This window comes from Pirellulales bacterium, from assembly GCA_036490175.1.
In the GTDB taxonomy this organism is placed as follows: domain Bacteria; phylum Planctomycetota; class Planctomycetia; order Pirellulales; family JACPPG01; genus JACPPG01.
The window spans coordinates 1-14,859 of record DASXEJ010000282.1; the positions used below are offsets into that span (position 1 = coordinate 1).

General features: G+C 59.1%; 11 protein-coding genes. 5 read left to right on the plus strand and 6 right to left on the minus strand.

What is annotated here, in order from left to right; genetic code table 11:
• Positions 1-202, plus strand: a 202-nt coding sequence (locus tag VGG64_21250; GenBank protein ID HEY1602143.1) for a hypothetical protein, incomplete at its 5' end; no start/stop codon positions are given.
• A 186-nt stretch (positions 203-388) separates the two neighbouring features.
• Here VGG64_21250 and VGG64_21255 read toward each other — a convergent pair.
• From VGG64_21255 to VGG64_21265, 3 genes are all read right to left on the minus strand, one after another.
• Positions 389-802, minus strand: coding sequence for a hypothetical protein (locus VGG64_21255; GenBank protein ID HEY1602144.1), 414 nt, complete (start codon positions 800-802; stop codon positions 389-391).
• Between the two features lie 135 nt (positions 803-937).
• Positions 938-2,875, minus strand: coding sequence for a cytochrome c3 family protein (locus VGG64_21260; protein ID HEY1602145.1), 1,938 nt, complete (start codon positions 2,873-2,875; stop codon positions 938-940).
• Between the two features lie 120 nt (positions 2,876-2,995).
• Positions 2,996-5,512, minus strand: coding sequence for a tetratricopeptide repeat protein (locus tag VGG64_21265; GenBank protein HEY1602146.1), 2,517 nt, complete (start codon positions 5,510-5,512; stop codon positions 2,996-2,998).
• A 395-nt stretch (positions 5,513-5,907) separates the two neighbouring features.
• Here VGG64_21265 and VGG64_21270 point away from each other — a divergent pair, with 395 nt between their 5' ends.
• A complete protein-coding gene (locus VGG64_21270; GenBank protein ID HEY1602147.1) occupies positions 5,908-7,731 on the plus strand; it encodes a cytochrome c3 family protein in 1,824 nt (607 codons plus the stop codon).
• A 243-nt stretch (positions 7,732-7,974) separates the two neighbouring features.
• Here the strand turns inward: VGG64_21270 and VGG64_21275 are convergent, their stop codons facing one another.
• The gene (locus tag VGG64_21275) at positions 7,975-10,002 is read right to left on the minus strand and encodes a hypothetical protein (GenBank protein HEY1602148.1); all 2,028 of its coding nucleotides are present in this window, start codon (positions 10,000-10,002) and stop codon (positions 7,975-7,977) included.
• Positions 10,003-10,459: 457 nt separating this feature from the next.
• Between VGG64_21275 and VGG64_21280 the strand changes: the two genes are divergently transcribed.
• Positions 10,460-10,657 (plus strand): hypothetical protein, encoded by a 198-nt coding sequence (locus VGG64_21280; protein ID HEY1602149.1) that lies wholly within the window; start codon positions 10,460-10,462, stop codon positions 10,655-10,657.
• A 72-nt stretch (positions 10,658-10,729) separates the two neighbouring features.
• Here the strand turns inward: VGG64_21280 and VGG64_21285 are convergent, their stop codons facing one another.
• Entirely contained in the window at positions 10,730-10,930 is a 201-nt protein-coding gene (locus VGG64_21285; GenBank protein HEY1602150.1) for a hypothetical protein, read from the minus strand.
• 602 nt (positions 10,931-11,532) lie between these two features.
• Entirely contained in the window at positions 11,533-11,769 is a 237-nt protein-coding gene (locus tag VGG64_21290; protein ID HEY1602151.1) for a helix-turn-helix transcriptional regulator, read from the minus strand.
• A 244-nt stretch (positions 11,770-12,013) separates the two neighbouring features.
• Between VGG64_21290 and VGG64_21295 the strand changes: the two genes are divergently transcribed.
• A complete protein-coding gene (locus tag VGG64_21295; GenBank protein ID HEY1602152.1) occupies positions 12,014-12,907 on the plus strand; it encodes a hypothetical protein in 894 nt (297 codons plus the stop codon).
• A 297-nt stretch (positions 12,908-13,204) separates the two neighbouring features.
• Positions 13,205-13,426, plus strand: coding sequence for a hypothetical protein (locus VGG64_21300; protein HEY1602153.1), 222 nt, complete (start codon positions 13,205-13,207; stop codon positions 13,424-13,426).
• Positions 13,427-14,859: the final 1,433 nt, after the last annotated feature.

Sequence of the window (14,859 nt, forward strand, 5' to 3'; positions counted from 1 at the left end):
GAAAATCGGATGGATCGCAGGCCAATACTCATGGGCACTCTACCAGGACATGCTGGCATCTTCAGGGAAGCCCCCAGTTACTCCTGAGATGCAGAAGCGACGAGGGACTCCAAGCGACGCTTCCTACTTTAATGAGCTTAATGCTGTAAAAGAGTTCCTGGGAGGACTTGGTCCTCTTGGAACCGTCGCGGATAAGAGTTAAGCGCCGGTATGCGTTGTCACCGCACACCCCTCAACCACACCGCCAACAGCGTCATTAAAAAGAATACCGTCGCCAGGCTGAACTGGAACAGGCGTTGGACTGAACGATACCCCAGATATGACACGGTTTCCGCGAGCGACCCGATGAATTACGCTCTGCACTGCGAACGCGGTGCGCAGCCTTAAGCTAGCTTATTCTGTAACTATGACAACCTATCGACTCCACGCGTTCGAAGAGCGACCGCCATGACGCGTGTCTGATCACAATGAAGCACAACGGTGACGAGGACGAGGCGGCAACACGGCGGTTTTGCGAGGGCCCTCTATCTAGCCTATGGTGTTTCATTGCCACGTGAGGAAGCTCCTCCAAGCCCAGCGATTCGCGCAAGTCGCTCATATCCTTAAGCAGGGCAATGATGCCTCGGTAGTCGGCCTTGAAGAACTGCCGCAGGACCAGAGTGGCAATCAACTGCGGTTGCGTGAACTTCTTGGGACTGTGAACGGCCGCGTAGGCTGGCAGCGCCTCGTGGGCCACGGCCAGTGCCTCGCGCGCCAAACGAACGGGCGACTTCGTCATCCGACGCGTCGTTGCCTCGCGCATCGCGGTCCCTCCCTAGACTAGCCAACAACCAAAACAACCGACGAAACATAGCCCATCCAATCAGTTTTGCGTCAAATGGTCGGATATTAGAATTGCCATCAGTTGCTGGGATGATCCTTTTTGTCCGGGGCCGCTCTAGTTGGCACAGCGCATTGGTCGATCGTCTCGTTGGTTCAATAGCCGGCGCAAGCCGTCAAACATCACGGCGCCGTCCGCGTCGAGCAGCACGCGCGGACCATGGCGGTCGGCCGCCGCCGCTCCCCGCTGTTCCCACTGCCGGATCGCCTGCTGCTTGCGCATCACGCGCGTTTCCTCGGGGGCAATAAAGTCGTAGGAGAAGTTCTCGAAGCTTGGCAATGTTTTCAGAGTCCGGGCCGCTTGATAACGCACGGCGGCATACGGATCAACCAACAATTCGCTCACCAGCGGCGCGATCCAAGTCGCGCCCGACACAGCCCGGGCTGGCTCCCACCGCGCGTGCCAGGCAATTAACGCTCGTTGACACGCATCGCCACGCAAGGCGTATATCACTGCTACGGCCAAAGAACTTTGGGCTTCGTCCAGCGCTGGCACGGCCTGCCCATACCAACTGGCCAAGTGCTGAGCTGCCCAGGATAACGTTTGATCGAGATGGCACAGCACGCAGGCGTTGGGCCGGCCTGCGAGATCGGAAGCCACCGACGGACTGTCGACGCGATGCGAACGCGTGAACGTCAACTGCGTATATGAGGTATTCGGCATATGACAATTGACGCAGGCGCTACCGGAACTGTTGACATCGTGATGCGTGTGTTCCGCGACTCGATCCCGATACTCGGCATGGCATTGAAAGCAAGCCTGATTGCCGTCCATCTGGGCCGCAAGCTGATCGTTAGGATCGCTATCGTGCATCGAGTGGCAGGAAACACAGGTCATCGAGCCGCGCAGGTAGCACGCTGTTTCTAGTAGAGCGTTGTACTCGCGCCCGGCAATCCGTGGAGTGCCGTCATCCCAGAATTCGTGCCGCTGTCCTCCGATGCCACCGCCGTCGTCGCGAAAGAATTCGGCAATGGCTTCGCGAGCAAGCGGGTCCGGCTCGCGCGCGAGCGGCCTGACGATGTACCGGTCGAGCGTTAAATCGTCGCCGGCACGGTACCGCGCGCCGGAGCCCAATTTCTGATTGCCCGTCTCTTTATATGTAAACACGCTGTGACATTGCCCACAGATCTGCGCCGAGACGCGATGATCGCCGTTAGTCGGTGTCACGATCGTGGGATCAGACGCGTTTGCCAAACCAGAACTTTTGTCGGCCAACTCGCTGGCCACGCCTGTCCGATGCCGCGCAGCATGGGCTGCTCCGGGGCCGTGGCACGCTTCGCAAGCGATGCCCAGCTCGGCCACACGGGTATCGGCTCCCTTCAGATCGGCATGCAGATTAGGAAGTGGGGCGACCGCATGGCAACGTGAACAGTCGTCGTTCCAGAAAACCGCGGGCTGAATGCTAGGCGTGCTGCCAGGAACCGCTGGGGGCTCTAGAGTCGCATCGCCGACGGGAACCCAGCGACGGTCTTCGATAAGATACGCGAAGGGAATGGACTTAAAGAGGCTGTCCGGCCCGTTCGCCAGCCATATATATTGAAACCGGTGCGAGCCCGTGGTCATGGCCACCCGTTGCTTGATGCGCGCCGCGACGGCTTGAGAATCGGCTTCCGAGGACGCATCGGGGTTCGGCATCTCGACGAAGAACTCGTTTCCTACTTGGCTCAATCGATATTCATGATTGCCAAGTTCGAGCGTTACGTCGTCGAAGTCGGCCTTGACGGTCTCAGGAGTGGCTGGCTGAGTCATGGTGCGATGATACGTGGCATGCCAACTGGCGAACTGCTCGGCATGGCACCCGCGGCAACCCTGCGATGTGATGAACTCTCCGTCCTGCCGCGGCTGCGGCAAGAGTTCCGGCAAATTGTCTGCGGATCTGGCTAGGCGGGACTGCGGACTGTCAGGCCACAGTAGCCATCCACCACCGATCAGCAATGCGACCAACGCCGCCACGACTGCTTTGAGGGGGATCGAAGGCTTCGCGCTGTCGTTCATGCATCAACCAAACAGGTCCGCCGTATATGAGACCGACAGGCTTTTGCCGGGCAGCCAACTCCAATCTTGACGCACATCGAACCCCGTTTCCAATCATGTCGCGAGGGGCCCTGGCAGCGGCTACTTTGGGTTGCCGCCGGGCACAATCGTTTCGCGATAAGGCTGGCCCGCTGTGTATAAGTCCCACCGGGCGCTTAGCGCCGGCACGATCGGATCGTCGGGGCTCAGTTGGTCGAGCGCGCGGCGAATCGTGTGCGCCGCGAGTCCGTAGCGTCCGGCCGTGGCGTAGGCGGCTGCCAACGTATCCAGTGTGCCCGTCGTTAGAGTCGTATCCGACCGTGCGGCCTCTTCTGCCAGTTTAACTGCTTCGGCAGGTCGGCGTACGTCATTCCACGGGCACGTTGCCAATATCCAAGCCAGCCGCGCCGTGGGCTCGGACCAGGCGGGACGCAGCCGACGCGCTTCACGGTACTCGGCGATAGCTTCGGCCGGTCGCGACTGGTGATGACGCACCCAACCCAGATCGAGGTGCGCTTCGGCGCTTGTCGGAACTATTTGCGCGGCTTTTTGCAAGCTATTCGCGGCCGCATCTAGTTGTCCCTGCAGCGCCTGCATCTTTCCCAAGTGCAACCAGGAGTCGGCCGCCTGCGGATCGAGCTCCGCGGCCCGCGCCAAGCTTATGGCCGCTTCCCTGATCAGCCCGCGGCGACCCTGCACCAGCCCCAGGTTGTACCAGGTCTTGGCCGCGAAGGGCTCTATTCGCGTCGCCTCTTCACAGGCGGTCTGGGCCTGATCGACTCGGCCGCTCCGTAGCAAAATGACACCGAGGTTGGCCTGGTATTTGGCGACCTCGGGCGCGAGCTTCACGGCTCGCCGCCCGTAACGCACTGCCCCGTCAAAGCGATCCAATTCCAAATAAGCCAGCGCCAGATCACAATACGCCTGAGCGCACTGCGGATCAGCGGCAATAGCCTCTTGGCAAGAATTCTCTGCTTCGTGCCAGCGCCGCTGCCTGAGCAGTAATTCGGCCAACGTGCAATTTACCACGGCAAGTCTGGGGTGCGCATCTGCTGCGCGATGGCAGAAATCTTCGGCTTCGGTGAATTCTCCGAGCTCGCCCAACGCCACAGCCATTTGCAGCTGCACGTGTGGCACGCTGCCGGCAGGCATCTCGTCGAGCGCCAGGCGATATTCTCTAGTGGCGCCGGCGTATTGGCCCTGCTTTACCAACATGTCACCTTTAAAATCGTGGGCCCGATAGCTATGCGGATCGACCTGCAGCGCGTGTTCCGCCAGCGTCACGTTGTTGCTCCAGGCGGAGACCTGCGAGTGGCACGATACCGTTAAGGCCAACAGAAGCCCTGCCGCGCCGGTAGCCGCACCAATCGGCGCCATGCGTAAACGTGAGACGAGCTCTGCGCCGCCCCAACTGGCAATAATCGCCAGTCCAATCCCGGCAAAACAACGGCACTGTTCGGCACTTTGCAGGGAGTCTGACTGCCCCGCCCAAATAACGCTTGGAGCTAGCATGACAAGAAACCAAAACCAACCTGTTGCCAGATATGGTCTATGGCGCCACTGCCATATCGTTGCCAACGATACGAAAACCAGCAGGCTACCGGCCGCCACTACTTGCCCAGAGGAAATTGCGCCACCAAGCGGCGCATAGAACGGCGTCTGCGACCACGGCCAGCAGAACATCGCGACTTCATGCGCCGTGGTTAAAACCCATTCCGCGGCGCGAACATTTGATTCTTGTACCGCAGCAAGGCCCGCGAGGCCGAAGGTCCGCAACACAGCCGCACCGACGACGGCGCAAATGGCCACAAACGGCAGTTTTTCCATGAGGAGCATGCCCATCGCGCGCCGTCGTTGTGCGATATCAACTGCTTCGCTGTGCAATCGTTGCAGCGGCCAGAAATCTAACAGCAGCAAGACAACCGGAACGGTCACCAAACTTACACTGCAGAGCAGCCCCGACACCAGACAGAGCATCACGAGCGAGTAGCGTTGCCAAGTGGGCCGTTCGACATACAGTGCATATGCCCAGATCATCAACAAGGCAAAAAGCGTGCTTAATAGGTCTCCCTGGGCCGATACCCAAGCGACGGGCGAGGATGCCCACGGATGAACGGCGAATAGTGCTGCTGCAAATCCACTGCGCCACACCGCCCCGCCGGCAAGCGCACGCGACCGAGTCATGTGACACACCAAAAGAAAGAGCAGCAAAGCACTCGCGATATGGATCGCCATGCTGACCAAATGGTAACCCGCGGGCTGCCGGCCAAAACGCCGCATCTCGGCCCGGTGCGCGCTTCGGAGTATCGGTTCACTAGCGATCAGGCGCACCATGGGAGCTACGACGCGAGCCTCGTTCCGTACTAACTTTTGATCATCGACGGCGTCGGCGAGCCCCAACGCAACTTCGTCCCCCTCGATGAATCCGAAACGGCGCGTTTGCGCGAAGACGACCATCACGGCGAGCAGCAATCCGAGTGCTATGTACCGCGTGCGACGATCGGGGCGCGCCGCGGATGGTATGCGCGCGCTGACGGCCGGCTCGGAAGGGCTCCCTGCCGCGGACGTATTCATTCGTCCGTCGCGAGGCTTGGCAACGGTTCGTCGTTTACTTTGCATGCGTTTTTGATCTTAATCCGGATTTTGCGGTTCCGCAGTGATCGCAATAGCTTTTGTGCGAAATAATGGGCCGCATGGAAGGTACGAAAACGGCCAAGGGGAATGGAGCCGGATGAATCAGTGCCGAGCATAGGGTATAGGTTCTCATTCCGGGAACATCGTTTGTGGAGGCGCTCAGCTCGCCGTGATCAATCGATCGGCTCCCGTTGGTCCGATTGGAAACGTTGCCCCAAGTGTGTCAAGATTGAAGCTGGCTTTGGCTGCCCGGCGAAAACACGTTGGTTCACAGCTACGCGGTCTTGCAAGGTTGATGGATGAACGAACGGTCTAGAAATTCGATCCCTCTCCATTTAGTCGCGGCTCTGCTAATCGTTCTGCTCGCCGGTGGCGGGTGGATGTTGTGGCCGGAGAATCGGCGGCCCAGCGAGGCCGTTTCCGCAGACGCTCTCGGCGGTCTCTTGCCACAGCCACGTTTGGATGGCGCGTTTATTACGTCGCAGGGTTGCCGCGAGTGCCATGCTGAACAGTTTGCCAGTTGGCACACCACCTATCACCGCACCATGACCCAGCCGGCCACGCCGGAAAACGTGAGGGCGGACTTCGACGACGTGACGCTTGAATTACGCGGTTACGAGTTTCGCTTAATTCGAGAGGGGAACGAATATTGGGTTGAACTACCCGACTTGGACTATGCCCATGCCGACCTGAGCGTTCCCTTATCGGATCTGGCCGCGCCAAGAGTCAAACGGCGGATCGTGATGACCACCGGCTCGCACCATGCGCAGTTCATCTGGATGGCGCCCTCAACCGCGGGAGGGCTGCTCAGATCGGTGCCGTTTGTCTATTTGTTCGACGATCAGCGATGGATACCGATCGAAGATGCCGTGTTGGGCACAGCGCCAGTGGCAGGATTGAACACGTGGAATGCCGACTGCATTCGGTGCCATTCGGTGGGTGCCATACCGTCAATCAGCCCCGATTTGTCCCGTGCCGAGACGCGGGTCGCCGAATTGGGCATCAGCTGCGAGGCATGCCACGGTCCTGGGGCAGCGCATGCTGAGCGGCACCGAAGTGGCGTGGCCGCTTGCCGGGCGCACGACCAGCCGGATCCGACCATTGTGCTGCCCAATCATGTTGACCATCGCGTTTCGGCGCAAATTTGCGGTCAATGCCACAGCGTGTTCACTTACAAAGGCACACGCCAACACGATTTGGCAGCAGGTTACAGCTACCGCGCCGGCGGCGAATTGACGGCGGACCGCTACATCGTGCAGCCGCTCGCGCGCGAGACCGATCCGCAAGCGCGCGAGGTGATTACCGAATTCTTCCAAGACCTGGCCGGCGGCGAGCGCTCGGAATTCTGGGATGACGGCACGCCGCGCATCTCGGGACGCGAGTACAACGGGTTGCTGGAATCTGCCTGTTATCAACGCGGCACAATGAGTTGCGTATCGTGCCACTCAATGCATGACAGCCCTCCCAACGACCAACTATCAGCCCCCGGCGACAGCAACCAGTCCTGCTACCAATGCCACGAGGACTACCGCGCGAAGCTCATCGAACATACGCACCACCTGGCGGACAGCACGGGTAGCGCTTGCTATAACTGCCACATGCCTCATACCGCTTATGGGCAATACGTGTTTAGCCGTACGCATCGTGTCGATAGTCCGTCGGTGGCTTCGGATCTCGCAGGTCGGCCGAATGCCTGTATCCTTTGCCACTTGGATCAGACGCTCCCCTGGGTCGCCAAGCATTTGGCGAGTTGGTATGGCCAGGCCGAGCCTGTTCTAGACGAAGCCCAAACTTCTGTGTCGGCCGCGGTGATGTACGCACTGCGCGGTGACGCGTGCCAACGAGCTTTGATCGCCTGGCATGCGCGATGGGAGCCGGCGCGCGCCGTTTCGGGAACTTCCTGGCTCGCCCCCACGATTGCACAATTGCTGACAGACCCCTACGCCGCCGTGCGGTATCAGGCGATGCGATCGTTAAAGACATTGCCGGGTTTCGAGAAGCTCATCTACGACTACATCGCTCCGGCTGACGTGCGTGTTGCGCGACAGAAGCAAGCTTTTCAGCTGTGGGAACAGCAAGGCGCCGCAGCGACCGATCGGCGCGGGGCGCAGTGGTTATTGAATGCCGATGGCACGCTCATGATAAATCGCGCGCAACAGCTTTTGGAGAAACGGGACGATCGACCACTGCGCTGTGTCAATTAGCGCTCGCAGTTGCCGCCGATTGAAGAAGGTTTGGCCGGCCCGACACGAGCCACACATACTCGCACTTTAATCACCAGCGGCACCACAGGCATGGTTATCGTCGTATGCCCCTGCGTGAGAGAATGCCTGGTATATGGGCTATTGCGACATATCGCAAAAAAAGGGAGTCGACTGGACTGACCCAGTCGACTCCCGGAATGCACATCGATGACTCGTCACGCGGACCACAAAGACCGCCAAGCGTTACCGCTTACGGCGCCACGCAGCCAACCCGAGTGCCAAGGCACCGCACAAGGCCAAGGCCACCGACGACGGCTCGGGAGTGACGTACAGTGCCTGTCCATCCGACGCTAACGCAACGGCCGAGGCCGAGAACATTGTCGCGCCAAATGTCAGCTGAATCTGCGGATTTGCAACCGAGCTGGCCGGCACCAGGGTGCCGTAGACTCCGCCCGCACCCAGCGACGAAAGCGTAACTGGTCCGCTACCGCCGAAGGTTGGATTGTTGGCAAATCCACGTGTCAGCAAGTCTTGCAGGGCACCACCTAGGGTGAATTCGGGATTGGACGCCGAGTTACCCGACAGATTGATGTACAAGAGAGCGTCGTATCCGCTGAATGCTGGGCCGAGGACCGAAGCATCCGTGCGGAACAGAGCGCCCGATGCACCTGCCAAGGACGCACCGTTGACGTCCGTGGCCGGTAGGCTGGGAATCAGACCTGCCGCGGTGAGCCCTGTCAGGCCATAGATCTCGGCGCCGATCGAGGGAAGATTCGGAATGAACGGCGTCAGAGGCGAGAGGCCAACAAACGGGTTGGCATCCTGCGAGCCCGCGGCCGATAGCGCGCTGGCCGCTCCGACGACGCTGCCACCGAACGTATTCGACGTGTTATCGCCGAGCAAGAAGCGACCACCGCCACCGGCCGTGCCACCGAGGCCGCCGGAGACATTCACGGTCGCGCCCGATCCGAGGACTTGAGTTCCTTGGATCAAGACGGTGCCGCCGGCACCACCACCGCCGGTGCCACCGACGCCGCCTGCGGCACCGATTCCGCCAGTACCGCCGACTCCGCCCGTACCACCGCTGGCACCCGGATGACTTTGCGTACTGCCTGTGCCACCATTACCGCCGGCAGCACCGCCCGCGCCGGAGCTTCCTCCGGTGCCCGACGAGCCGCCCGCTCCGTTGCCGCCTTGGCTGCTCACGGAACCACCGATCGTCACGATGCCGTTGGAAACGATGCCGATCGCACCGCCGCCCGCGCCGCCGGTGCCGCCGATCCCGCCGGTCCCGCCAGTGCCACCTTTACCGCCGGTGCCACCTTGGCCGCCGCCGCCGCCACCACCGCCCGAACTGAATCCGCCAGGTCCACGACCGCCACCGCCGCCACCGGCGCCGGAGCCAGTGGCACCGCCGCCGCCGCCGCCGCCGCCAGTACCGCCAGCACCACCACCGCCGCCGCTTCCGCCCGAGATGACGAAGCCGAGTGCCGTGTTAGAACCGCCGCCACCGTTATTTCCCGAAGGGCCAACCGTGGGCGTCGCGCCCGTGTTACCCGTGTTGCCATTTCCGCCTTGAATCCCGGCATTGTTCGGGGTGCTACCCGATCCGCCGGTACCCCCTACACCACCGGTCGTGCCACCGAGGCCGCCTGCGCCACCGGCGCCCGTGCCTGCTGGAGTTCCTGCCGCGCCGGCACCAGAGGAATTCAATCCCGCGCTGCCGGCCGAGCCACCTGATCCGGCTGTGCCCGCGCTGCCGACACCACCAACAACGCTCACGGCGCCATTGGCACCTGCACTTCCGCTAGCGGCAAACAGACCACCACCCGCGCCGCCGGCGCCACCATTCACAGGTCCTGCCGAGGCAGCACCCGCAGTATTGCTGGTCGTGCTGCCGCCGTTGGCAGTGCCGCCCGTTCCGCCATTACCTCCGCCACCGCCATTGCCGCCACTTCCTTGCGATCCGCCCGCACCACCGCCGGTCGTGCCGGCATTGATGTTCACGGTCGCGCCCGAGTCGATGTTGACATTGTTTCCAACGAGCACTTCAACGCCATTCGACCCGATCGAACTCAGCGTGTCGCCGTTGAGCAAATCCAGATCACCAAGTACATCGAATACCTGGACGCCGCCAACCAATCCGCCGTTGACGACCGATACGCCATTGATCGAGCTGCTCGGCAATCCGTCCACCGTAAAGGTGCCGGAATTCGTATCAAGCACGATGCTCCCTGCACGGGAGTCTTGCGGCAGACTGAATGTGAGCATCGTTGCGCACACTGCCGCACTGCCCATTCGGGCGAGTGTCTTTCTAGTTGTTCGTCTCATTAGCGTTTCCTTTTTCGCCTGTCCATCTGACTAATGACCAGTCGCGCTAACGACTGTCGGCACAAACCCTACGCCTAACGCGATTGTGCCGTTAAAAACGATTTCGCCATCGAAAAAGCCATAAAAGTTGGCCGACTACAACATTTATCTAGGTTTTGCATGACCGTCAAGTAAAAAACCCCCAAAATGGAGATTTCGCAATACTTAATGCGAGTTCCGCCTGATTCTCGGCGAGAACGGTGGTTCAAACAAGCCTCATCACGCAGACGGTTTTCGGTCCGACCTCTCCCCGAGAACGTGTCGAAGCGGGCCATTACTAACTAACTTCAGGTCTCCCTATCAGGCGAACATTGCCCCCGTTGGCTCAAGCTTTAGGCGACAACGTGTCGATCCCCACATGGCCACTCGACCTAACCGGTCACCAGGTCCGTCAGATTCGAGCACTTGGACGGATCAATCCAGCGTATTCAGCGCCGAGCGGCTTAGTGGCGGTCATCCAACCGGTCATCTGGCAACGATCTGTGTTTTAGTACACGGTGCTTGTGGTTCAGGCATCATGCTCGAATCGCTAGGTGCTGAAATGCTCGGCATCTAGCTTTGTGAAGCTGAGAGGCGGGCGATTCGAAGAGTGCGAAGCATGGTTTCCATTTGGAGCCAACCGCGTTGATCACCATTTCGGCGGTGAAGTATCGCCAAGTTCGGACGCGTTGCGCTTGAGTTTGTTGATCAGTTGCGGCGCCGACAGAGGATCGTCTGAATCCAGCAGGGCAAGCGAGTCGGCGACTTTCGTTGCGCGGGCGTTGCGGCGTGACGCATGTTGCTGGCGTTCTTTGGATGTCGGGATTTTCTTTTTACGATCATATTTCATGGCGACGTGCTGCCCTGCGTTTAAAAACAGGCTTCGAAGATTAACGGCCCCCCTATTTTCAGGCGTTATTTGATCGACAAACCGGACGGAGAATTTCGGGATTCGGCAAGGATTTTCTCGGAATATGCGCAATCCGAAATGAATGCGATGCGCAACTTCTAACCTACGCAAGGAAGGTGGCCGAGTGTGAGCGTTTGCCCGCTCCCCCAGAACGGATCGAAACTGGCAATAAATGGTTAATGACCTGCCATGAGGTCAGAAGTTCCAAGCAGAAGCAATCTTCGCGAAGCTGCATGAGGCGGAGGTAGAGCTCGCCCAGGGCAAGCGGCGACGTTGACACTGTTGGTCTGTCTGCTCGTTCGCAGCTTTCGGCCGGTCGCCGATCGTCGCAAGGAACCTAGTGAGGTGCCCGAAGTCCCGGAGGCCTACGCCGAGCAGGCGGGACTCATTGCGCGCGTGTGCATCGGCAAAGCGGGGGAGCGGTTGGCTGGCGTGATGTGCCAGATCGTGCGCTAAGTAACGCAACGCTGGTAGCTGGCAGGGAATGCAAGTTACTTTTGAGCGTCAGAAGCGTCCGCGACCCCGCACGCACGTTGCCTGTCTCAGCTCAGGTTCCGTTCCATGTCTAGGACGACCTGGCTCAGGCGAACTTCCAGCGCGGCCGAGAGCCGCATCATGTTGATCAGGCTGATATTCCGCTCACCGCGTTCCACGTCACCGACATACGTCCGGTGAATGCCAGCCAGATCAGCCAGAGCCTCTTGGGAAATGCCGACCTTCATACGGACTTTACGTAAGGCTTTCCCGAACTCGGACTGTATTTGGGCTTCTTGGCGCACGGGGCCAAGCTAGAAGCTAGACGACTATAAGACTACAGACTATAAGTGGAGGTGCTGAGCGGTTTAGATTCACTGGGGCCAAGCAATGCCAGGCTGGTATGTCAGACGCAGTGAGAAGGTCGTCAGTCCCGTCGATTCGGCCAAGCTGAAGGAACTCGCCGCTAAGGTGCTGAAGCAATGGATGCCCACAACAACTTTCCAGGCATGCCGCTCAATTGACCCGGTGCAGATGTGGCACTGATTTATGGCAGACATCTATATTCGCCGTGGGCAGCAAGTAGCTGGTCCGTACCCCGCCGACCAACTTAAGCTTTGGGCGAGAGACGGCCGGTTATTTGCGACGGACACGCTAGCTAAAGACGCTGGTGGTCCGTGGGTTCAAGCCGCGACTACCGAGATATTCTCCCCCGTCCATAACCCTGGCGTGCCTATCGACGTCATGGCAGTCGGATCTGACGACGATGATGGGCCGCCATCAGGGCCGGTGTTCGCTATCCTCCGTGTTGCAGGCTCCGGACTGCGACTTTGTGGCGACGCGATGCGCGCCGTCGACAATGGAACCCGCGCGGTTAGTTGCAGTCTTGTAGATGCATCCCAACGGCGCCATCAAGCTCAGATCGAGAAAATACTAAAACGAAGGCAGCTCGCGAGTGAGCAGGCTCGACTGGCTAATCAGGCACCGGTTAAGCAAGAAACCGACGATGTGAAGGTAAGCCCTACAGGATTTCATGTTCAGCGAGTGGTGATCCTGATTGCAGCTTGTGCCGGTATGGGCGCCACATTCTTGCCCTGGGCTCAGGTTCCGTTTTTTGGTTCGCTCTGGGGCACCGCGGGTGACGGATGGATTACGTTGGTTCTTTTCCTTGTCTCGGCGTCTGTCGCACTCTACGGCCCGCAATCGATCCCGCTGTCGAAAACTGGGCAGATTTTCAGTTTCCTGCCTGGGAGTGCAGCCTGTTGGATTGGCATGGAGAAAATCTTCGATCTTGAAGCAATAATCGATCGAGGCCGGCACGACGGAAATGAAATAGCGGCGCGCCTCATCGATAATGCGCAAGTCGGGCCTGGCTTGTACCTATTGATATTCGCTGGCTTGATGGTTTGTCTTCTCTCATTTGCTTGGTCAAGGCCGAAATGACCGCAAAAGGCAAACGTTACTGGGTTATTTCTTTTCAAACCGTCTGCCTATACGCGGCGGTTGCGGGCCTTTTGCAGCGCAATAAATAGCGCACGGTTCACTGGATTGACTGGCGGATAGAATCCCTAGCCGTCCACCGAGCGCGATCGCAACGCGTCAACCACGACTGGGTTGGCGGCACTATTGTGCGCGGCGAGATTAGACGAACGCATCCCACCTTCGCGACATTCGGCCGCAGTCATTTGTGCTGGCGCGCGATTTGCTAGATGTCTCATGCAGATTCGGAGGAGCAGCAGCATGAGCAATCGCATTGGCCGCTATGTCGGCGGAGCCCGGGATATTGATCGCGCCCGCGACATCTTGGCATTTCTCGATGCACTCGCGACTGCCTACGGCGACGATAGTGATGGCCTTCAGCAATGGGAAATCGACAGCCTTCGCAAACTCCAAGGCGACGCCATTGCGGTCTATCGCTATCTAGGTGTGCCGTTGCCCTGGGAAGAAGTCCGCAAAGGCTGACGGGAGGGTGGATCAATGAGAAATCGGATCGGCAGATATTACGGCGAGAAAGCAGATATCGAGCGAGCCAAGACCACGCTTGCATTCTGTGACGTGATATGGCAACTACAACGTGATCCCAACGCTTTACCGGAATACACGTTTGAGTCGTTGACCACCTTTGAGCAGACGGCCGCAGCCATATTGCGTAGTCACCGGTTGAACCGATTAAGGATATTCCTGTCGGGTCAGTGAACCAACCTCACCCGTCGCCGTCTGCACATACTTGCCACAAAACCTGAATCTACCTTGCTAGCACGAGCGGCGCGCTCTATCGTGCCAACGGAAATGATTGCTACCGGTTTTCGTCTTCGGTAGCATTCTCAACGGGTCGCTAGGTTTTATATCGCCGCCTAGCGGCCCTCAATTGGCTAAAGAGTTGAGCCCGATTGTGGTGCTTCGGGCTTCCATAAGCTGCTGCGCGAGGCTTTCCCTCGCGTGGCGGCATATTGGGAGTTTAGTTGCATGCGAGGGACCTGCGTGAAATGTCGGACCGAGTTCAGACTGTCAAGTCGCGAAGCCGAGAGCTATTGGCGACTCTTCAAAATATGGCGACGCAATCTCCCCGATCGCCTGCCAGCCATTTGCGACACATGCTGGAAAACGATGGTCGCAAAAGGCGGAGTCGCGGCCGCTGAAAAATAAAACTGCCGTGGTATCGTGATCACGGTCGAGCCGTCCAGGTTTACAGCAGGCCTGGACGGTTTTTTCCATGCGCCAACTCTGCGAATCGTTGTGCTTGCATGTCGCATACAATTGGCTTGGTGGTGAATGGTCGTTGCCCGGTTTGTGCGACAGGTGCAATGCAGTACAACAACGACGCACCTGCGATAAATCCCGCAGGCTTGGCGCAGCCAGGGTCACACCCTTTTGTAGGCTTCTCGGGCACACCATTCTTTGAACATTGGACGAGGCGTCCGGCGCTGCAGTACATCCCCGATAATTGAGAGGACGCAGACCGTAATGAATGTCAGCGACATGAGATTGCCTTTCTAGAGAGCCGGCCTTCATGGGGAGTCGGTCTCGGCGGCTCGCTCGGGAGATATTGAAATCTACTGTCGCGGGGAAATTACTTTCGCGAAATCTTTGTTGCGAAAATGGATCATTGTGGCATAGCCGCATCCGGCGAATGGAAACGTCTGCCAACCGAAAGGGGACTGCCGCCGCGACAAATGGCGACCTTATCGTGGACGTCTAAGTCTTTTGGGAAATGCCGTCGCTATTGATTGCTTAGCCTAAACTCAATGTCCTGGGGAGCGTCAACGGGTTCCATTAGCGACGGGCCTTGATTGCGGACGTTGCCCACCGCCTTTCCCACAGTCCAAGATTGCATTTCCTCGCCGGGAAATTGCTGAAGCATTGGCTTTAGTTCAGCGGGATCGCTGACCGTCGGA

Excerpts from the sequence above, each read along its gene's own strand:
- VGG64_21255 (HEY1602144.1), bottom strand. The coding sequence starts at position 802 with ATGCGCGAGGCAACGACGCGTCGGATGACGAAGTCGCCCGTTCGTTTG.
- VGG64_21260 (HEY1602145.1), bottom strand. The coding sequence starts at position 2,875 with ATGAACGACAGCGCGAAGCCTTCGATCCCCCTCAAAGCAGTCGTGGCG.
- VGG64_21265 (HEY1602146.1), bottom strand. The coding sequence starts at position 5,512 with ATGCAAAGTAAACGACGAACCGTTGCCAAGCCTCGCGACGGACGAATG.
- VGG64_21270 (HEY1602147.1), top strand. The coding sequence starts at position 5,908 with ATGTTGTGGCCGGAGAATCGGCGGCCCAGCGAGGCCGTTTCCGCAGAC.
- VGG64_21275 (HEY1602148.1), bottom strand. The coding sequence starts at position 10,002 with ATGCTCACATTCAGTCTGCCGCAAGACTCCCGTGCAGGGAGCATCGTG.
- VGG64_21280 (HEY1602149.1), top strand. The coding sequence starts at position 10,460 with ATGGCCACTCGACCTAACCGGTCACCAGGTCCGTCAGATTCGAGCACT.
- VGG64_21285 (HEY1602150.1), bottom strand. The coding sequence starts at position 10,930 with ATGAAATATGATCGTAAAAAGAAAATCCCGACATCCAAAGAACGCCAG.
- VGG64_21295 (HEY1602152.1), top strand. The coding sequence starts at position 12,014 with ATGGCAGACATCTATATTCGCCGTGGGCAGCAAGTAGCTGGTCCGTAC.
- VGG64_21300 (HEY1602153.1), top strand. The coding sequence starts at position 13,205 with ATGAGCAATCGCATTGGCCGCTATGTCGGCGGAGCCCGGGATATTGAT.